Annotated in this window: 20 protein-coding genes; 9 read left to right on the top strand and 11 right to left on the bottom strand. The window is 66.6% G+C overall.

The features are described from left to right. The 3 genes from FV228_RS06860 to FV228_RS06850 form a co-directional block, all read left to right on the top strand. Positions 1 to 426 (top strand): ABC transporter ATP-binding protein (locus FV228_RS06860; RefSeq protein WP_147853909.1); only part of this gene is annotated, 426 nt, incomplete at its 5' end. A gap of 97 nt (positions 427 to 523) precedes the next feature. Continuing rightward, on the top strand, positions 524 to 1,423 hold the full coding sequence (locus FV228_RS06855) for a fatty acid desaturase (RefSeq protein ID WP_187277660.1): 900 nt from the start codon (positions 524 to 526) through the stop codon (positions 1,421 to 1,423). Beyond that, positions 1,420 to 2,448 carry an alpha/beta fold hydrolase gene (locus tag FV228_RS06850; protein ID WP_147853907.1) on the top strand — a complete coding sequence of 343 codons (1,029 nt, stop codon included), beginning with the start codon at positions 1,420 to 1,422 and terminating at the stop codon, positions 2,446 to 2,448. The genes FV228_RS06855 and FV228_RS06850 overlap by 4 nt, the downstream gene beginning before the upstream one ends. Positions 2,449 to 2,828: 380 nt before the next feature. Here the strand turns inward: FV228_RS06850 and FV228_RS06845 are convergent, their stop codons facing one another. Together FV228_RS06845 and FV228_RS06840 are read right to left on the bottom strand one after the other, a co-directional pair. Beyond that, the gene (locus tag FV228_RS06845; protein WP_147853906.1) at positions 2,829 to 3,575 is read right to left on the bottom strand and encodes a hypothetical protein; all 747 of its coding nucleotides are present in this window, start codon (positions 3,573 to 3,575) and stop codon (positions 2,829 to 2,831) included. A gap of 200 nt (positions 3,576 to 3,775) precedes the next feature. Next, entirely contained in the window at positions 3,776 to 4,315 is a 540-nt protein-coding gene (locus tag FV228_RS06840; RefSeq protein WP_147853905.1) for an HAD domain-containing protein, read from the bottom strand. 280 nt (positions 4,316 to 4,595) lie between these two features. Between FV228_RS06840 and FV228_RS06835 the strand changes: the two genes are divergently transcribed. Beyond that, positions 4,596 to 4,919 (top strand): hypothetical protein, encoded by a 324-nt coding sequence (locus FV228_RS06835; protein WP_187277659.1) that lies wholly within the window; start codon positions 4,596 to 4,598, stop codon positions 4,917 to 4,919. 90 nt (positions 4,920 to 5,009) lie between these two features. Here the strand turns inward: FV228_RS06835 and FV228_RS06830 are convergent, their stop codons facing one another. Next, entirely contained in the window at positions 5,010 to 5,291 is a 282-nt protein-coding gene (locus FV228_RS06830) for a hypothetical protein (protein WP_246693857.1), read from the bottom strand. 214 nt (positions 5,292 to 5,505) lie between these two features. Between FV228_RS06830 and FV228_RS06825 the strand changes: the two genes are divergently transcribed. Next, positions 5,506 to 7,677: a hypothetical protein gene (locus tag FV228_RS06825; protein ID WP_246693856.1), complete on the top strand. Its 2,172-nt coding sequence runs from the start codon at positions 5,506 to 5,508 to the stop codon at positions 7,675 to 7,677. A gap of 210 nt (positions 7,678 to 7,887) precedes the next feature. Next, entirely contained in the window at positions 7,888 to 8,028 is a 141-nt protein-coding gene (locus FV228_RS32955; protein WP_187277658.1) for a hypothetical protein, read from the top strand. A 369-nt stretch (positions 8,029 to 8,397) separates the two neighbouring features. On the opposite strand, the gene FV228_RS06820 is transcribed toward FV228_RS32955, so the two are convergent. From FV228_RS06820 to FV228_RS06805, 4 genes are all read right to left on the bottom strand, one after another. Beyond that, positions 8,398 to 9,771: a DUF2254 domain-containing protein gene (locus FV228_RS06820; protein ID WP_147853903.1), complete on the bottom strand. Its 1,374-nt coding sequence runs from the start codon at positions 9,769 to 9,771 to the stop codon at positions 8,398 to 8,400. Beyond that, positions 9,768 to 10,751: a mechanosensitive ion channel family protein gene (locus FV228_RS06815; protein WP_147853902.1), complete on the bottom strand. Its 984-nt coding sequence runs from the start codon at positions 10,749 to 10,751 to the stop codon at positions 9,768 to 9,770. Before FV228_RS06815 ends, FV228_RS06820 begins: the two co-directional genes overlap by 4 nt. 107 nt (positions 10,752 to 10,858) lie before the next feature. Next, positions 10,859 to 11,140, bottom strand: coding sequence for a hypothetical protein (locus tag FV228_RS06810; RefSeq protein WP_147853901.1), 282 nt, complete (start codon positions 11,138 to 11,140; stop codon positions 10,859 to 10,861). Next, positions 11,137 to 11,652 carry a PRC-barrel domain-containing protein gene (locus tag FV228_RS06805; RefSeq protein ID WP_187277657.1) on the bottom strand — a complete coding sequence of 172 codons (516 nt, stop codon included), beginning with the start codon at positions 11,650 to 11,652 and terminating at the stop codon, positions 11,137 to 11,139. The genes FV228_RS06810 and FV228_RS06805 overlap by 4 nt, the downstream gene beginning before the upstream one ends. Positions 11,653 to 11,973: 321 nt before the next feature. Here FV228_RS06805 and FV228_RS06800 point away from each other — a divergent pair, with 321 nt between their 5' ends. The 3 genes from FV228_RS06800 (at position 11,974) to FV228_RS06790 (ending at position 14,155) form a co-directional block, all read left to right on the top strand. Next, positions 11,974 to 12,528, top strand: a complete 555-nt coding sequence (locus tag FV228_RS06800) for a fasciclin domain-containing protein (protein WP_246693855.1) — start codon at positions 11,974 to 11,976, stop codon at positions 12,526 to 12,528. 103 nt (positions 12,529 to 12,631) lie between these two features. Continuing rightward, entirely contained in the window at positions 12,632 to 12,859 is a 228-nt protein-coding gene (locus FV228_RS06795; RefSeq protein ID WP_147853900.1) for a hypothetical protein, read from the top strand. Positions 12,860 to 12,913: 54 nt separating this feature from the next. Next, positions 12,914 to 14,155: a sodium:proton antiporter gene (locus FV228_RS06790; protein WP_147853899.1), complete on the top strand. Its 1,242-nt coding sequence runs from the start codon at positions 12,914 to 12,916 to the stop codon at positions 14,153 to 14,155. Between the two features lie 487 nt (positions 14,156 to 14,642). On the opposite strand, the gene FV228_RS06785 is transcribed toward FV228_RS06790, so the two are convergent. The 4 genes from FV228_RS06785 to FV228_RS06765 all read right to left on the bottom strand — a co-directional run. After that, positions 14,643 to 15,308: a class I SAM-dependent methyltransferase gene (locus tag FV228_RS06785; protein WP_147853898.1), complete on the bottom strand. Its 666-nt coding sequence runs from the start codon at positions 15,306 to 15,308 to the stop codon at positions 14,643 to 14,645. Positions 15,309 to 15,426: 118 nt separating this feature from the next. Continuing rightward, positions 15,427 to 16,242, bottom strand: coding sequence for a DUF3658 domain-containing protein (locus FV228_RS06780; protein ID WP_147853897.1), 816 nt, complete (start codon positions 16,240 to 16,242; stop codon positions 15,427 to 15,429). A 652-nt stretch (positions 16,243 to 16,894) separates the two neighbouring features. Then, positions 16,895 to 17,290: a hypothetical protein gene (locus FV228_RS06770; protein WP_147853895.1), complete on the bottom strand. Its 396-nt coding sequence runs from the start codon at positions 17,288 to 17,290 to the stop codon at positions 16,895 to 16,897. A gap of 71 nt (positions 17,291 to 17,361) precedes the next feature. After that, positions 17,362 to 17,601: hypothetical protein (locus FV228_RS06765; protein WP_147853894.1), on the bottom strand; the 240-nt coding region annotated here is incomplete at its 5' end.

Genomic DNA, 17,601 nt, shown 5'->3' with positions numbered 1-17,601 from the left:
CTGCTCGACCGGGTCGGCCTGAAAGCCGGCGCGGCCGAGCGCTTCCCGCACGAGTTCTCCGGCGGCCAGCGCCAGCGCATCTGCATCGCCCGGGCGCTGGCGCTCAAGCCGCGCGTCCTCGTAGCGGACGAGGCGGTTTCGGCGCTCGACGTCTCCGTACAGGCCCGCGTGCTCGACCTGCTGGCGGAGCTCCGCGCCGAGTACAATCTCGCAATGCTGTTCATCACCCACGACCTGCGCATCGCCGCCCGGATCGCCGACCGGGTCGCGGTGATGCAGCAGGGCCGGATCGTCGAGACGGGACCGGCCGCCGTGATCTTCGCCGCGCCCGAGCACCCCTACACACGCGGCCTCGTGGCCGCGATGCCGGGCCGCCGCCTGTTCGGCGGTCTCGACGCGTCGGCGCCCGAGGCGCTGACCGCCTGAGCGCGTTGCCGGTTCGGCGACGATGGCCGGCGGCACCGGCACGGATGATGCAGCGACCGTGTGTTTTTCGAGGCGCCTGCAACTCTCGGGGAGATCCATGGCTTCGGCGAGCGGACGAATTCTGACGGGCGCGGAGGTGAAGGCGCTGTCGCAGCGCTCGGACCTGCGCGGTGCGGTGCGCCTCGGCGCGCATGTCCTGATGTTGGCCGGCTCCGGCTGGCTGGTCTGGCGCTCCGGACCGTGGACGCTGCTGCCCGCCATGATGCTGCTCGGCATCGTGCAATCGGCGCTGTTCGCGCCGATCCACGAGACCATCCACCTGACCGCGTTCCGCTCGCGCCGGGCCAACGCCGTCGTCGGCTGGCTGGTCGCTTGCCCGTCGCTCCTGAACTGGCACTTCTACACGGCCTTCCACCTCGCCCATCACCGCCACACGCAGGATCCCGAGCACGATCCCGAACTCGCGTTGCTGCCTCCCTCCACCCTCGACGCCTATGTCTGGCGCGTGATGGCGCTGCCCTACTGGCGCACCCGTCTCCAGGTGGCCTGGGCCGGCCTGCGCGGCGACCTCTCGGCCTACCCCTTCATCACGGAGCGCGCCGCGCCGCGCATCATCCGGTCGCTCAGACTGATGTGCGCCGTCCTGCTCGGCGTCTCGGTTCTCGGTATGGTGCTGATCGGCTGGTGGGCGCCCCTGGTGTTCTGGATCGGGCCGCAACTCCTCGGGCAGCCGTTCCTGCGGCTCTACCTGCTCACCGAGCACACGCTCTGCACCATGGACGACAACGGCCTGACCAACACCCGCACGACCTTGACCAACGGCCTGATGCGTCTGCTCATGTGGAACATGCCGTTCCACACCGAGCACCACCTCTATCCGTCGATCCCGTTCCACCGCCTTCCGGACGCCCACGCGGCGATGCGCGAGCGCCTCGTCGTGCTGCAGCGCGGCTACGCCAAGTGGCATGTCGGCTTCGTCCGGACGTTGCGCCCGTGACCGGATGGCCGACGGCTACCGGAACCTTCGAACTCGGGGACCTGCCGCTTCAGTCGGGCGCCGTGCTGCCGGGCGCGCATCTGCGCTGGAAGACGCACGGGACTCTCTCGCCTGGGCGCGACAACGTCGTGCTCTATCCGACGAGCTACGCGGCCCAGCATCCCGACCTCGAATGGCTGATCGGCCCGGATGGCGTGCTCGATCCGGAGCGGTGGTTCATCGTCATCCCGGACATGTTCGGCAACGGGCTGTCATCGAGCCCATCGAACACGCCGGACTGGCCCGGCCTCGTCACCGCCTGGGACAACGTCCACGCCCAGCGCCGCCTCATCACCGAGATCTGGGGGATCGCGCGGCTGCACGCCGTCTACGGCTGGTCGATGGGCGCTCAGCAAGCCTACCATTGGGCGGCCCTGTTCCCCGAGCAGGTCGCCCGGGCGGTGATCACCTGCGGCAGCGCCCGCACCGCCACCCACAACAGCGTGTTCCTGAAGGGCCTCATGGCGGTGCTGGAGGCCGCGCCCGAGTATCGTGGCGCCGGCCGCTTCTCGGCCGAGCCCGTCGCTTCGCTGCGGGCCTTCGGGCGCATCTACGCCGGCTGGGCGCTCAGCCAGGACTTCTACCGGGCGGACCTGCACCGGACCGCGCTCGGCGCGCCGGACCTCGACACCTTCCTGCGCACCGACTGGGAGGAACGCTTCGCCCGGCGCCCGGCGGCCGACCTCTACGCACAGCTCCGCACTTGGGACGCGGGCGACATCAGCCGCAACCCAGGCTTCGACGGCGATCTGGCGCGGGCGCTCGGCGCGATCACGGCCCGGCTGCTGCTGATGCCCGGGGAGACCGACCTCTACTTCCGCGTCGCCGACAACGCGGCCGAGCTGCCCCACCTCCGGGATGCCATCCTGCGGCCGATCCCCAGCATCTGGGGCCACCGCGCGGGCAATCCGTCGACCAATCCGGCCGATGCGGCTTTTCTCCGCGACACGGTACGTGCGTTCCTCGGATCATCCGAAGTCATATGAGTGCCGGACGGGCCCAAAACTACCCAATCCAACTATAGGCCGCTCCTCTCGTCAGCCTGGGAGCGGACTTTCCCAAGTCGCACGCTCGGTCGCACACTGGGTCGCACACGGCTGCGGACTATCGCGGTGCGCCTCGATCCGTAGCGTGCCCTTACGCGAATCGCTGAGCGAAACAGCCGTCGCGCTGAATGTCGGCTCTGGAGGAGCGGCCTGATCTGCCTGAATGACTGAGATGGGCGCAAAGCGGCCCGTCCGATTTTCGGCAATCCGCGGCTTGAAGCGGAAATGCACGCCTGACCGAAAGTCCGGTAAGCGTTCGAAAGCCCGACTGTCCGTTGGCGGTCTCATGGGCCCACTGGCCCCAAGACGTTCTGCCGCGATCAGGCGAGGACGGGTGCTTTGCTGGGTGCGGTGCCCGCCAGCCGGCGCAGCATATCTGCGGAGCGGCTCAGCACACGGGAGAGCGGCGAGCGCCATAAGCCGTATCCGTCGTCGCACAGCGGATCGTTTACAACAGGGCTGCCATTGCTTCCGACAAGAACATTGCCGATATTTGGGTCTAGCCCCTGCGGAGACACGGCCCGCAGGTTGGCGACAAACGCCTCATATTCGGGCCACGAGGCCCGGAACGCCTCGCGGATGCCGTCGAAGCTCGAATGATCGACGCGAGGTTCGTGCGCTGGCCATTCGGCTCTGAACCGGTCGCGCACGCCCTCATCCATAGTGATGCCCGGATGATCTGCGATGACGGCGTGGGCGTAAGCCAACCACCAGACGTCGCGTGCAGGATTGGTCAGTCGTGTTCCCACGGTCATCAGCGCGCCGCAGCGGCTGACATGCATGTCATGGATCCGCGGCGCATGCGGTCCATCCGATCCTGCGAAACCTTCGCGGAGCAGGGTCACATAATCGCCGAAACCGTCGGCCTTGCGGGCAAAGCGTACGACGACGTCAGGGTGGTCCGGATGGGCGTGGACAGTGCCGTGGTATCCGAAACCAATTTCGGACCAGCCCATGGCGAGGAGCGTGGCATAAGCCCCCGTGGCCGACCGTTCCTTGATGCCGAGGGCAACGAGCGAGGGGCTGAACGTCTTCTTCTGGGGCCTAAAACCAAACATCGCAGCCACTCCCCCCGCCAGTCGAATATCCGATGCGACACGCGCTCAGCAGCCGCACAAGTGCGGTGTCGAGGATGGACCGGACGGGTAGGTCCGGCGAAGGTCGAAGTGACCCTGTCGATGTCGGGGGCAGCGTGACGCGGATGTCACTCCACTGTCATGGAATGACCCGGGCCTCCGGAAACTGCAATCCATACAGGAGCATAAATTTACGTGCGTGGGGTGTGAATTTTCTCCAATCCACGGGTCCTGCGGAGGTCTTCCATCTCGGCCAGCAGGCTCCGAGCTAGAACCCCATCGGCTTCGCTCAAGCCGAACTCCGCCACAGGTCGGACGTGCCGAGCCGCATGAACGGGACCAACCTCGACGTCGTCGAGGACGAGGTAATCTGTGATGCGGTTACGGGTTGCGTGCTCGTTGATCTCGTTGCCGCGCCCAGCCTGTTCGGCGGGGAGCATGGCGCCGGTCTTGGCATCTCGGCTTGTTGGCAGAATGGCGGTCCGCCAGTCGGAGTGAAAGCAGGTCTCGGGAAGCCCGGCTTTGATCAGGGCCGGACGGCAATCCTCGACGCGCCAAGTTGATGACACGACCACCCTAGCGTCGAACTCTCTTACGAGACTGGCGACGAGTGCGACCTGGGCCGGGTTGAGCCTATCCTTGCCGACACGCCGTTGATAGCCGACGGTCGTCACAACGCCGTCCACGTCGAGGTAGACCGTCGGTGGTTCCTCCTGGCTACCGGAGTTCAAGGGATCAACCTCGTCTCGTGCAATAATCCTGCATCCGCCGGGGATGCCTACAAGGCGACGCTGCCACCGTCCAGCACGCCGATGAAGAACACCATAGGTATAGGCGGCGTCGTTATGCTTCGAAGCCCGGTACGACGGCGTAGTCTGGCCGAAAGCGGCTGGTCCGCTCCTGAGGTCGGGTGCTGGGAAAGCAGACGATCTCATGCCGACCGAGACGAGGTAAAAACGCGGTCCCCGTGCGGCTCGTGGTAAGAGCGACGACAAACCTTAAGAGCGGACTATGATGACGACGCCCTGCCTTTTGTCCCGAACTGAGTTCTCAGCCTGCTTCACCGCTCCGATGCGGAACGTGACGGCAACCGCTGACGCAGGCGTCGATGTCTGGTCGTACGTCGAATCGATCGAGCTGCCGCTGGGACGTGTCACGGAGCTTCTCGACGTCACCGACGTCTATCGCGACGCAGCCGACCGGTACGATCAGGTTCTGATCGGTACGAACGTGAACAACCTCTTACTTATCGTCATCGTGGATATCCTGCGCCGCAACGTGCACGGTCATTATTTCCTCGATTTGGCAGACGTGTACGGCATGACCCAAACCTGAAGACGGTAGCATCAGCGCCTGATTTAACTAAGACAAATCAGCTAGCCTGCTATGCGCGTCTAACTGGACATTGGGCAGGCATTCGATTCCTCATCGTCCCATCTTCATCGGCATCAAGCTGTTAGGGGCGATCTCCGGCATCTTCGCCATCTGGTCGAACGGCACGACCGCCATCACGTGGCCGTCCGGCATCTTGATGACGTTGAATTGCTTGCCAGTAGCCTTGTCAGTCGCGATCGCGACCATGAGCTGCATCGGCTCGAACGGCGTGACGACGAAGTCGTGACCCCAAGCGCCGACAAGCCCCGACAGGGACGCCGTGGCCAGGCCCGTACCGGCGAGGAGAGCGACAGCCGGCAGAATTGCGCGCATCATGAAGGATCGCCTCCGGTTCCATCGAGGAAACTTCGCGGGTCCGGACCGAAGGGTTACCGGGGCTGGGTCATCCTGCGCGTCGCCGTCCGCACCGTAACGGAAGGCCTGCGGCGAACGAAAGTCCGGCTGGACGTAGAGGAATCCCGATGGCGTCGTTTGCGATCCGACCGAAACGGCGCGCTTGGGTGCCCCTGACCAAGACGCAAGCGCGATGAGTTCCGGTCCTGGCACCGCGCCTGACGGGCGGCGCAGCGGCGTGCGTCGGGTGACCTTCGGGCTTCTTCGCGGGGTGTTGCACGCGTCCCGGACCACCGCTCGGATCGCCGCCACGCTGGTCCTGGCGGCCCTCGGCATCCTGTTCCTGAACTACGTCGTACTCTCCACCGATAAGGCGCACGCCTATCGCAACCTCGACCCGGGGCTGACCGAATGCCGTGACGGGCTCGCGACCGGGTGGACGATCCTGGCCGATACAGGGCGCGAGACCCTGCGGGCGGCGATGCCGTCCGACGGCGACGGTTGGGTCGATGCCAGCAACGACGAAGGCGCGGTGATCGCGACGGATGCGCGTTGGGCGACGCGGCTGCGCTGTGCCGTGCAGCGCCACATCGTCCCGGCCCGCGAGGCCGGCGGACGGGACCTCGCCTACCACCTCGGCTTCATCGAGTTCCAGGAGGATGGCGAACCTTATGCGCTGGTCTCCCGCGAGGGGGCGAACGACACGGCCATCGACAGCGCGATGCTGCGCCACGCCATGGATAACGAGATGCGGGCCAAGGGCATGCCGGCCACGATGGTCAAGCCCGTCATCACCCAGCTCGACGCCCTGAAAAAGCATCTTTCGACCGGGTCGCACTACGTGATCGCGTTCGTCCATGGCTGGCGGCACGACGCGCGGATTGGCGACGGCAACGTGGCGGACCTGCGCCTCTACGCGGCCCACGCCGCCCGATTTCTCGCGCAGCGCTGCCCCAGCGACCCGAGCGTCTGCGACATGGACGTCACGGCGATCTATATCGGCTGGCGCGGGGCGCGAGTCGACGAGCGCGGCCTGCGGCGGTGGTTCGGCGACGCGATCGGCGGCTTCTTCGGAAATCTCTCGGCCGGCGCGACCTTGTTCGACCGGAAGCCGGTGAGCGAGGCCATCGCGCCCGCGGCGATCTCGGCGCTCCGCACGATCGAGACGACACTCGCTGCGCCGGGGGCGCATAACAAGCTGATCGTCGCCGGACACAGCCTCGGCGGCAACATGCTGGCGAGCGGGCTCAAGGACGACCTGGTCAAGGCCGTGCGCCGCCATCAATTCGGAGAAACAATGCCGCCAGTGCTCGGCAATCTGGTGGTCCTAATCAACCCGGCCTCCGAGGCGAGCAAGTGGACCGCGATTCAGCGCGAGGTCTGGATGAGGTTGGCCGAGCATGCCGACGCCCATACGCCGGCTGCCGAGGTCGCGCGCGACGACGGCTACTTTCCGGCCGACCAGCGACCGGTCATGATGTCGGTGACCGCGGCCCTGGCGTTCCCGGCGGGCGGCCTGCGACCCGGGGATTGCGCGTGGATCGGCCTCGATGCCGACGATAGCTTCGCGGTCGCCCGCCGGAAGATCCGGAGCCGGCTCTCCGCGACCGACAGCATGTTCGATGCCGGGGTCGACTACGATTGGGCGACGCACGACCTATTCCCGACCTTCAAATTCGATTTCCGCCCGGCCGCGAGCTTCCTCGACCGCGTGGCGGCGCGGTTCGAAGGCCGCCAGCCCCGAGGCGAGAGCTGCACCCCGCCCGCACCCGTCGACCTCGTGGCCGGATCGCTGACCCTGCCGCTGCGCGCCCTGTCGCTGCTGGCCGCGACCTTCCCGTTCCAGAACACCGCCCGGGAGGATTCGCACACCATCGGCAACCTCGACCCGCCGCGGCCGGCAGCCGGCGTGCTCGCCGACGCCCAACCCTCGGCCGCGCCGTTCGGTACGACCCACGAGCTACTCGGGCTCGATGCTTCCGGCCTCGAACGGCACCACCCCTACGCGACGCTCGCCGACGCCGCCCTCGACTGCCCGCGCTCCGACCATTGGCTGACCCGGGCTCGGCTGGCGCGCGCCGACCGACGCGGCAACTTCTGGGACAGCGCCGACCTCGCACCCGGCCGGCCTGGCGAGCACGGCCCCGCCGCGCGCTTCCTGCACGGCCTTCAGTTGACCGGCATGGCGCCGATCACGCGCGCCAACGACCCGTTCTGGAACGTCCGCGCTTTCGACAACGCGCTCTCGCGCCACGACGGCTACCGACTGTCTTCGTTCATCTGTGCGCTGAACCAGCTCGTCATGGACGACATCACCGATGCGGCGACTTTGATGAGTGATCACCGTGACACGCAAATCCCATAGAGCCTATTCCGAACATTTGGCCCCCCAGCCGTCTGCCCCGAAGCGGACCAGCAGTATTCACCCGTCTCAGAAACTCAGACGAGCGCTGCGTGTTGACCGTTGCTGGCCGTAAGGTGTCGGTCCGTTTCCGACGTTAAAACCGGAAAGGCAGACCTTTCCCGTGGCTGAAGTCGTTGCTCTTGAGGGAGGCTGCGCGGTCCTTCTACCTGTTTGAAGGTCTACTTCGAATCGAGGTGTGCACGCTCGGCGATCAACCACAACCTGCTCAACAAGCACACAGCGGGTACCGCCGTGACCCCCGCGATCAAGGTCACCAACATCATCCTGCTGTTGCTGTTCGTTAAATTTTAGATACCACCTTGTGATAGCCGACCCAATTACGCGCTTTAGGTTGTGCGCTTTATATTATCAAAGTTCCGCGTCAAAAAACCTAGAGTATTAGGCTGCCCTTTGGAAATCGGGCTGCCTTTTGCAATGCGGAGCGAGTATGAACGGGTCCGAGAAGGGCAGCCGGCGAAGCAGAAATGCATTCGGAGCATTCGCCGCCTGGCCGCCTGGAAGAACTGCTGGCTGAGGACATCTGCGTAACGACGCGTTCACGCAGGTACGCGACGCCCATCCCACCGGTCCGTTCGCCGTCGTCCCTGGATTGCTCGGAGGCGGGAGCGGCGGAAGCCAGCGCGGGGGATGCAACGATGAGGATCAGGCGGGCGAAGCGGGTCATTCTTTTGTTTTGGATGGATCGGAAACGCGGGTGCGGCGCTTGGGAACGTCGTTGGAGACCGCCATGCGACGCCGCGCGGGACGGCCGCCCTCGCCCATTGCCACGAATCGAGCATGCCTTGCCTCCAGGTCGGCAAGGTCGTGGGGGTCGGCGACGTCGCGCCTGGCCGCAGCGAGGACGAGGTCGGCGTGGCGGGCGAGCTCGTCGGTCCGGTCCGTCAGCCGCTCGACCTCGGCGACGCGGGTGAGCACGTCGAGCATACGGGCCAGGACGTACATTGAGCCGGCGGCGTTCTGGCGGATCATGTGGAACATGGCGTCACACAGGCCGTCGTAGTCGGACACCGGCACAACGAGCACGACCTTGCCGTCGCGCACGACCGCCCCGGTGGGCAGGTGACGCGACGCCACGCGGCACAGGGCATCGCCGAGGTGGTCGACGACGCTGCCGGCCGTGAACGGGTCGTTGATGCCGGGCGAGAGCGCGCGGACCGCGATCTCGACCAGTTGCCGGATCGAGTATTCGAGGTCCTGGAGGGCGGCCGGGCGGCGACCGAAGGTCAACGCCCCGCGAAGGGCCTCGCCGGCCTCCGCGACGCCGGCGGAGACATAGGCGACCGGGAAACCGCTCGGCACGTAGTCGCCGGGCCGGATCCTCAATGCAACGACGACGCCATGCGCGTGCGCCCAATCCGCCAACCCGTCCTTGTCGAGCGCCTGAAGGTATCCGCTCCCGCTCACGGCCACCCCGCCCCCCTCCGGCAGTCGGGCGGGAGGCGTCATTCCCGCCCTGTCTTGGGTGCGCGCCTGGACGGCCTCACACAGGTCGCGATGGACCGCGTCTACCACGGTCTCGACGTTGATGCTGATGGCGATGTGGTGAACGAACCAGACCAGGGTAGCGAGCGACAGCAGAGCGAGCGCGATAGCACCGGTGATCGCGAGATGTGGGACGAACGGACTCTCCTGCACAGTACGCACCGTCCGCAGGACCATCAGCGCGTAGGCGAAGGTGCCGAGGAAGATCCCCAGGACGACCTGATTGCGGGCGTCCCGCGTGAAGTTGCGCAGCAGACGCGGGCCCATCTGACCGGAGGCGAGCGTAAGGGCCGCGATGGTGATGGAGAAGGTCGTGCCGGCCACCCCGATGGTCGAGGACGCCACGGCGCTCAGGAGCGCGCGCGCACCCTCTGCGCCGCCGGAATAACCCCAGTTCTGGTTGGGCGAGGAGGCGTCGTAGCCTGCGATGTGTGCCGTCTCCAGCCAGACCCCGATCTGGGCCAGCAGCAGGCATCCGAGAACGATCAGGGCAGGCTTGAGCCAGAACAGGTCGCCCAGGAACTCGATCCAGGCCTGGAGACGCGCCTTCATGCCCGGTCTTCCTCGCGACGAACCGTCTCGCCATCATCGCGGCGCACTCGATCTTTCCGGAGAACCTCCCAGCGCGCACGCGGCGGGCTTCTGCCGGCCGGCCAGCCCTCGCGCTGGCGGGTGCGGTCGCCGTCCGCCTCCTCGGTCTGGTCGTGCAGGAGGATCTGGCTCGTCGGGTACGGCAGGTCGATGCAGGCGGCGGTGAGCGCGTCCTTAACGTTCGAGATGGCGTGGTCGAGCGCGTCCACCGCGTCGCGCCGCCGGGGCGGGTCGATCCAGAAGCGCGCCGTCATGTCGGCGCCGGCGGCGCCCAGGCCCGTGACCAGCGCCTCAGGCGGCGGGTCGACGAGAACGCCCTCGGTCCCCTGCAAGGCCTCGACGATAACGCGGCGGGCCTCCTTCATGTCGTCACCGTTTCCGATGGTGAGCGGGAAGGCGAGCCGACGCTTGTCGTGGGCGGTGATGATCGTGATCTTGTCGACGAACAGTGTCGCGTTCGGGATCAGGATGCGCTGGTTATCGTAGGTGCGCAGCACCGTCGCCCGTACCCAGACGTCCTCCACCGTGCCTTCGTGCGAGCCCGCCCGGATCTGGTCGCCGATGACGAAGGGGCGTGTCAGCAGGATGAGGATGCCGGCCAGCAGGTTCTGGAGCACGTCGCGGAAGGCGAAGCCGATGGCGACGCCGCCGATGCCGAGCAGGTTGAACAGGTCCGCGGCCGAGACGGAGGGAAAAGCCACCGAGGCCGCAACTAGGAACGAGACCAGGATCGTCATGCCGCCGGCGATCCGCCCGAGCACGGCGGCGGAACCGGGCGAGGCCTGCCGCAGCTCCGCCGCCCTGCGAACGGCGGCGCGAACGCCGCGGGCGACCAGGAGGCCCAGGCCGAACAGGACGAGGGCGATGACGAGCCCCGGCACGAGGGCGGCGGCCGAGCGGCCCAGTCCTTCGAGGCGCCCGAGCGCTTCCGAAAAGATCATACGGTGTCCCGATTCATAACAAAGCCGCCGGTGGCGGGCGTGCCAGCCGGCGGCGCTTCATCGATTATCCGCGGGGGACAGCCCCCACGGATCGCGGTCGGGCCGGGTCAGCGACGCGGGCCGCCAGTCGTTCCGCCATATTGCTGCCCGCGAGCGCCGCGCGAGGGCATGCTTGCGTTGCCGCGGCTGGCCGAACCCTGCCGCATGCGGTGGCGCCGGTGCATACGCACCTGGACCAGGTCGGCGTTCGGCGAGGTTGCAACGCCGGTTGCGTTCACCGGCAGCGCTGCCGAGGGCAGAGTCGAAGCGCCGAGACCGAGACCGGCCAGGAGCGCCGAGGCGAGAATGGTGTGCTTCATGGTCGTCTCTCCTTCGTTGGTCGCGATCACTTCTTCATCTTCGAGTAAGCGAACGTCGGCGCGTTCTTCAGGGTGTCCTTGTCGGTATCGGCGTAAACCGCCCACTTGCCGTCCTTGTCATGGATGGCGAGAGTCGACGGGTCGAGCACCACGTAGCTCTCTCCCATGCCGAGGAAGCCGCCCACGCTGACGACCACGCCGGTCAGGGTCTTGCCGTTCTCGATCACGAGATCCTCGACCTCGCCGACCGTCTCCTTCTTGTTATTGTAGACGGTCGCGCCGACGAGCTTGGACGACATTACGTCGGCCGGCTTTACGGTCACGTACTTGAGCTTCACCGTCGCGGTGTCGGCCATCTGCATCCCCATGTCAGAGGACGAGCTCATGCCTGTAGTCGGAGTAGCGGGCGTCGTCTGGGCGAGCGCCGGAACCGACAGGCAAGCGAGCGCAATGGCGGCGGTGATGTTGCGATAAGACAAGACGTTCTCCGGGTGAAGGCTTTGAAGGTGCAGATTGGGATGCCCGACCACAGGGCCTGGCATGTACCCTTCCAGACTGCACGGTTCGGGGCCACAACGTCTTCGTTCAGGAAACGTTCAGAAAAATCGTCGCCCACCACATGAACATTTTGTAAGTCGCCGACCCAACATGGATTGATAAATGGGCTTGGCGATGCGAGTCTTACCCACCGATCCGTAGTACACCGCCGCGATGCGCTGCATGAACGAAAATTAATCCCGGGCTATGTCCGCATCATAGATAACTTTCTTGTGATTATTACGGCGAAACTAGACACAGCAACGTCCCGTATCGTCATCGCGAGCCTCGATGATCGGGCCGTGACGACGTAAAAGGGATTTTCGATGATGCGTACCACCCTGACCGCCGCCTTCCTCGCCGCAGGCGTGGCCATCGCGGCTCCGGCCCTCGCCGAGACCTCCCCGATGGTCGGTGGCGCGCCGATGATGGCCGACAAAACCATCGTGGAGAACGCCTCCAAGGCCAGCAACCTCACGACCCTCGTCGCCGCCGTGAAGGCCGCCGGGCTCGCCGACACCCTGAGCGGCAAGGGCCCGTTCACGGTGTTCGCGCCGACGAACGACGCCTTCAAGAAGCTGCCGGCCGGCACGGTCGACTCGCTACTGAAGCCCGACATGAAGAAGACCCTGACGGCCGTGCTCACCTACCACGTCGTGCCGGGCAAGCTCGACGCCAAGGAGTTGAAGGCCAAGGCGAAGATGGGCGGCGAAGCCGCGAACCTGAAGACGGTCGAGGGCCAAGTGTTGACCGTGAAGATGGACGGCGACCGGCTGGCGCTGATCGATCAGAAGGGCGGCGGCGCCTTCGTGGAGCAGGCCGACGTCAACCAGTCGAACGGCGTCGTGCACGTCATCGACAGCGTCCTGATGCCGAAGTAACCCACCGTTACGGACGGCCCGCCTCCTTATCGGGGGCGGGCCGTCTCTCCAGAATGCACCATCGCCGAGGAACATTCGAACTTGGCCATTCATTGGAATGGTTATGAGGTTCCTCACGACGTTCCTAGCAGCGATGGCCATCTCTACGGCCCTGCTGGTCGGCTCAGCTTTCTGGATCGGCGCTCCTCACCAGGGGATGCAATCGACGGGACTGACCGCGGCCACTGTCCTCGGCACCGACGGCATGGCATCGATAGCCCGCCCGTCGGATCAAGGTGCGGTCGCGTCCGAGGATGCCATCATCGGCGTCGCGGTTGGCGACCAAGGCTAGGTTCAGTCCGCGAGCCCTCAAGGTCGAGCCTCGCCACGTCCGGAGGCTCCCGCTATCTCGATCTTCGACCTCGCCGCCCTGCTGCTGACCCTCTCGGCCCTGTTCGGCTGGGTCAACCGCCGCTTCCTTCGGATGCCGCACACCATTGGCCTGCTCGTAATGGGGCTGCTCGCGTCGCTCGCCCTCGTCGGCCTCGACCTCGCCTTCCCGGCCCAGCACCTCTACGCGGACCTGACTCAAGTCCTCGACCAAGTCGACTTCACCGATGTGGTGATGAACGGCATGCTGGCCTTCCTGCTGTTCGCCGGCGCCATGGGCCTCGACCTCCGGGCTCTTCGAGACCGCGCCCTGGCGGTGGCAACCCTCGCCCTCCTCGGCACGCTGATCTCCACCGTACTGGTCGGGGGCGCCTTCTGGACCGCCGCCCAGGCGTTGGGCAATCCCATGCCCTTCACCTGGGCGCTGGTATTCGGGGCACTCATCAGCCCGACCGATCCGGTCGCCGTGCTGGCCACCCTCAAGAACGTGCAGGTCCCCGAGGTCCTTGAGATCGAGATGCAGGGGGAGGCCCTGTTCAACGACGGCATCGGCATCGTGCTGTTCACGGTCCTCGTGGCCTTCGCTTCCGGATCGAGCGGAGAGGCGACCGGCGCGGGCGGCGTCGCGACGCTCCTCCTGCACGAGGCCGGGGGCGGCCTGGTCCTCGGCGTCGTGACCGGCTACGTCGCCTACCGCGCGATGCGGGCCATCGACGACTTCCCGGTCGAGGTGCTGATCACCCTCGCGCTCGTCTCCGGCACCTACGCGCTCGCCCAGAAGCTCGGCGCCAGCGGGCCGCTCGCCGTGGTCGCGGCCGGATTGCTGATCGGCGAACGCGCCCCGCGACATGCGATGAGCGACAACACCCAGAAGTACGTCTCCGCCCTTTGGACCTTGATCGACGAGGTCCTCAACTCGGTGCTGTTCCTGCTGATCGGGCTGGAGGTCCTCGTGCTCCGGTTCCAGGTCTCGGGCCTGACGCTGGCCGCCTGCGCCGTCCCTGTCGTGCTGCTCGCTCGCCTCGTCGCCGTGACGGCCCCGGTGCTGCTCTTCCGCTGGGGCGGCAACCTCTGCCTCGGCAACGTCCCGTTCCTGACCTGGGCGGGTGTGCGCGGCGGCATCTCGGTGGCACTTGCGCTCTCCATCCCGGAGAGCGATGCCAAGCCGGCCATCCTGGCGGCGACCTATGCCGTGGTGCTATTCACCATCATCGTGCAGGGCTCGACACTCGGCATGGTCGCGCGGCGGACGCTTTGACCGGTAGGCGAGGTCCCGCGGGCAAATCCCTCAACGTACCCATCCGGCCGTGATGCCGCGGTGACAGAAATTCGGCACATCCAGTCGAATGCGCCTATGGACGAGCGTCACGGCAGTGCCTTGATGAAGGGCCGCAGGCCGCCGTTCACGTCGACCAGCGTCAGGTCGAGGAGGTGGAACCTGCGCGGGTCCAGGTTCCCGCGCTTCCCCGTTTCCATCCGCCGGCCCCGGCCGTTGCACGGCCCCGCTCATGCCCTCACGACAACTGTCCCCATGCCGGTGTGAAGGAGAGCGACGTCCCTGCACCGATGGCGTTCCACCGACGTCGCTCCCGGTCCCTGGCGGGACGGCGATGACATCGTCGAGATCCCAAACCCCCGGCAGTCCTTCGAGATCTCGACCGGGAGGGATTCAACCCGATCCTCGCGTTCGGGAACGGCGGAATCGACATGGACGTGGCGAAGTCGGGTGGAAAGCAGACTTTAAATTAGGCGGAGGCGACCCAGCCACGAAATGCAAATCCGGCATAGAAAAGGCTCACAACTGTGAACCCTGCCTCCCGCAACAGTCCCTCGTCCTCTTCGGGCGAAAGGATAGGCAAGCGCGCTCCGATCCCGATCCTGGCACTTTCGGCCTGCGAGCCTTCGATGCCGGAGGCCTTCGCGAAGGCGGCATACCGTGAGAGCCAGAGGTCGCGTTCGTTCTGCCGGAAGCTGAAGTGAGCCACGACGAAGGGGGCTCCGGGCTTCAGACGTCGCCGGACCTCCAAGAGAGTACGCAACCGCTCCTGTCGCTCGATGAAATGGAGGGTCAGGATGCAGGCGGCAGCGTCGAAGGGCCCTTGCGGCGCGCCTTCGATCAACCCCTCATGAAGGCGAGCGCGGTCCGAAAGGTTGCCCAGGGTCCTCCGGGCGAGGTCGAGCATCGCGGCAGACGGATCGACGCCAACGAACGACCAGCCGGGATGGCCCTCGGCGAACACCTTGAGTTCGAGGCCACCGCCTGCGCCGAGAACGAGCACCTGCGCATGTTCTGGGGCTTTTTCCGCAAGCAAAAGCCTCGCCATGCGTTGCATGTCGGCATAGCCAGGCACCATGCGCGGTGGGTTCTCCACGTAGCGGGCGATGGCCTGCGGGTCTGAGAAAGCATCCATGCAAGAGGATATCACATGTGGTGTTCGGGCGAACGTCCGAGATGTTTCGAAATCCGCTGGTCCGCCGAAACGATGAGAGGCTGAATAGTCGGACGTTCGACCGCTTCCCGTCCCGAGTTTAGGCATGCCCGAATGTCCTAGGACGGCGAACCTCGTAGGCGCGCATCCCCGGTCCGGCCCCCCTGACTTCGAGATCGCCGGCATCTCCGAGCGCGAGCACGCGGCCGAATAGGACGACATCGCCGACACCCTGGTCCGGTGGGTCCACGTCAAAAGTCAGATGGTGGATCGCTCGACCGATCAGTCTGGCGACCACCTCCCACTCCCCCATCGCCAGTCCCATCAGGACGGCGTCGAAGTACGTGAGGGGTGCCGACACCAAGCAGCCGTCCCGTACGACGCGAAGCGGGGCGTTCTCGCGTCTCAAAAGCGACCATGCCGCCGATGCCGCGTCGCTCTCGCCTTGGGAGAACGCCCGCCGTCTCTCCTTGAGGCCGGATGCGACGATGTCCCGCTCGCGCAACGCCCCTAATGACCGCGGCGAGCGGACGCCGGCCGGTGTGACAAGATCGAGCCCCGTGGCGTCGACGATGTCGAACGGTCGCCCTGCCATGCGGCAGGCGAACTCCAGAAAGCTCGCCTGTTCCCCGGCGTCGCTCATGCAGACCCAATAGACCGGGTGGACGTGGGCGGACGTCGCGTCCGCCCATGGTGCCTCGGGCTCGCGCACGTCATCGGCGGGATCGCACCGTAGGATCGTCCTGATCCACGCCCGACGAGCGTCCGGGTCCGGTGGATCGATGGGGCCAAAGTTCAGCTCGCCGGGCAACCCGATGATGCGCTCGTCGCATCCCAGCGAGCGCAAGGCACCGCGAACGGTCTCCGCCCTGCTTGGGCCATGGACCACGTGGACGGTCTCGGTCGCGTCGCCCATCCCGTACCGTCCCTTTCCGTGTCGGGCCCACGAAGCACGACGCCTCGGATCGGGACCGGATGACGTAATCAGTCGTCGACGGACGGAGTGGCGAATAAAGGTCGCATCGGATCGCGACCTGTCCACCGGCGACGAGGCAGGGATGTAAGCCGACCCAACGGTCCACTGCGGATCGGCCGTGTCGAGCCCTTCCCGACCGGAAAGCGTCGTGCCCGGGATCTCGCCCGGTCGGGTTACCGAGCGTGATCCGCGGGCGTCGAGGTGTCCGGCCGGAAACGACCGGACCGTCGTCGTCAGCGACGGCAGCGACCGCCCGGACCGCGATAGAGGCCGGGCGGACAACCGCGCGGTGCGCCCGTGATGGCCCGCCGCATGGCGCCGCGCGGTCCGCGGTTCAGGCGGCACCCCCCGAACGGACCGCGATGGGCGCCGAAGCCGCAACCGGCGCGGACCTGGACGATTGGGGCGTCTTTGCCGATGCCGCCGGCCGGCATGGGAAGGGCCTGGGCCCCGCCTGCCATCAACAGCGTCGCGAACCCGCCGACGATGAGACCTGTGAGCTTCATCCTGACTCTTTCGTTCTGGTGGACGCGGCATACCGGCCGTGCCCTGGGGGAAATGGTTATCCGAACCCCGATCCCGGGCGTTCGGTTCACTTGGCGCTGCAGGGTCGCTCCGCGCGGACGACGCGACCGTCGTGGTCGGCGTCGAGCCGTGCGAACCGCTTGGTGGACGTGGCGTCGATCTCCTCCGCGGTAACGAAACCGTCGCCGTCCGCGTCGATGGCCCGGAACCGCCCGGCAGGGTCGTAGGGCCCCTTGCCGGGACGGGCGTCCCACCAGGCCGCCCATTCCGCTCTGCTGACGCGCCCGTCGTGATTGGCATCGGCCCGCATGATCCGGGTGCGGTGCCGGGCGAGGAACGTGGCGAGGTCCACGCCCGCGGCGCCTGCACCCTTCGGCGTATCCGTTCCCGCAGGCGTTTGGGCGGATGCGGACGTAACCGCCAGGAGTGTGCACAGGGTCAGGTAGGCGATAGCCTTCGTCATGATAGCACCTCTCGCGTCACCGGGTCGTCCCGGGACCGCGCCGGATGGCACGGCCCCTAGCCTCGACAGGGTCACCAACGGTGATGCCAACCGTGGTGGCCCCACCCGCGATGGCCCCAGCCGACATGCCGGTAGCCGCCCCAGCGATGCCAGCGAGGACCGCCCCAACCGAACCGTCGCGGTCCGTAGAATGCGGGCCGGAAGGCGTAGGGCCGGTAGAACACCCTCGGTCCGAGGTTGGGCCGGCAGAAGCCGTAGAGCCCGCGGTGGAACCCGAGGCCGCAGCCGTCGCGGGCCTCGGCCGCGCCGGC

The organism is Methylobacterium sp. WL18 (assembly GCF_008040015.1).
GTDB classification, from domain to species: domain Bacteria; phylum Pseudomonadota; class Alphaproteobacteria; order Rhizobiales; family Beijerinckiaceae; genus Methylobacterium; species Methylobacterium mesophilicum.
The sequence above is the reverse complement of the archived record's forward strand: the minus strand, read 5'-3'. Positions and strand labels throughout refer to the sequence as shown.

Excerpts from the sequence above, each read along its gene's own strand:
- FV228_RS06855 (WP_187277660.1), top strand. The coding sequence starts at position 524 with ATGGCTTCGGCGAGCGGACGAATTCTGACGGGCGCGGAGGTGAAGGCG.
- FV228_RS06835 (WP_187277659.1), top strand. The coding sequence starts at position 4,596 with ATGATGACGACGCCCTGCCTTTTGTCCCGAACTGAGTTCTCAGCCTGC.
- FV228_RS06830 (WP_246693857.1), bottom strand. The coding sequence starts at position 5,291 with ATGCGCGCAATTCTGCCGGCTGTCGCTCTCCTCGCCGGTACGGGCCTG.
- FV228_RS06825 (WP_246693856.1), top strand. The coding sequence starts at position 5,506 with ATGAGTTCCGGTCCTGGCACCGCGCCTGACGGGCGGCGCAGCGGCGTG.
- FV228_RS06820 (WP_147853903.1), bottom strand. The coding sequence starts at position 9,771 with ATGAAGGCGCGTCTCCAGGCCTGGATCGAGTTCCTGGGCGACCTGTTC.
- FV228_RS06815 (WP_147853902.1), bottom strand. The coding sequence starts at position 10,751 with ATGATCTTTTCGGAAGCGCTCGGGCGCCTCGAAGGACTGGGCCGCTCG.
- FV228_RS06805 (WP_187277657.1), bottom strand. The coding sequence starts at position 11,652 with ATGCCAGGCCCTGTGGTCGGGCATCCCAATCTGCACCTTCAAAGCCTT.
- FV228_RS06800 (WP_246693855.1), top strand. The coding sequence starts at position 11,974 with ATGATGCGTACCACCCTGACCGCCGCCTTCCTCGCCGCAGGCGTGGCC.
- FV228_RS06795 (WP_147853900.1), top strand. The coding sequence starts at position 12,632 with ATGAGGTTCCTCACGACGTTCCTAGCAGCGATGGCCATCTCTACGGCC.
- FV228_RS06785 (WP_147853898.1), bottom strand. The coding sequence starts at position 15,308 with ATGGATGCTTTCTCAGACCCGCAGGCCATCGCCCGCTACGTGGAGAAC.
- FV228_RS06780 (WP_147853897.1), bottom strand. The coding sequence starts at position 16,242 with ATGGGCGACGCGACCGAGACCGTCCACGTGGTCCATGGCCCAAGCAGG.
- FV228_RS06770 (WP_147853895.1), bottom strand. The coding sequence starts at position 17,290 with ATGACGAAGGCTATCGCCTACCTGACCCTGTGCACACTCCTGGCGGTT.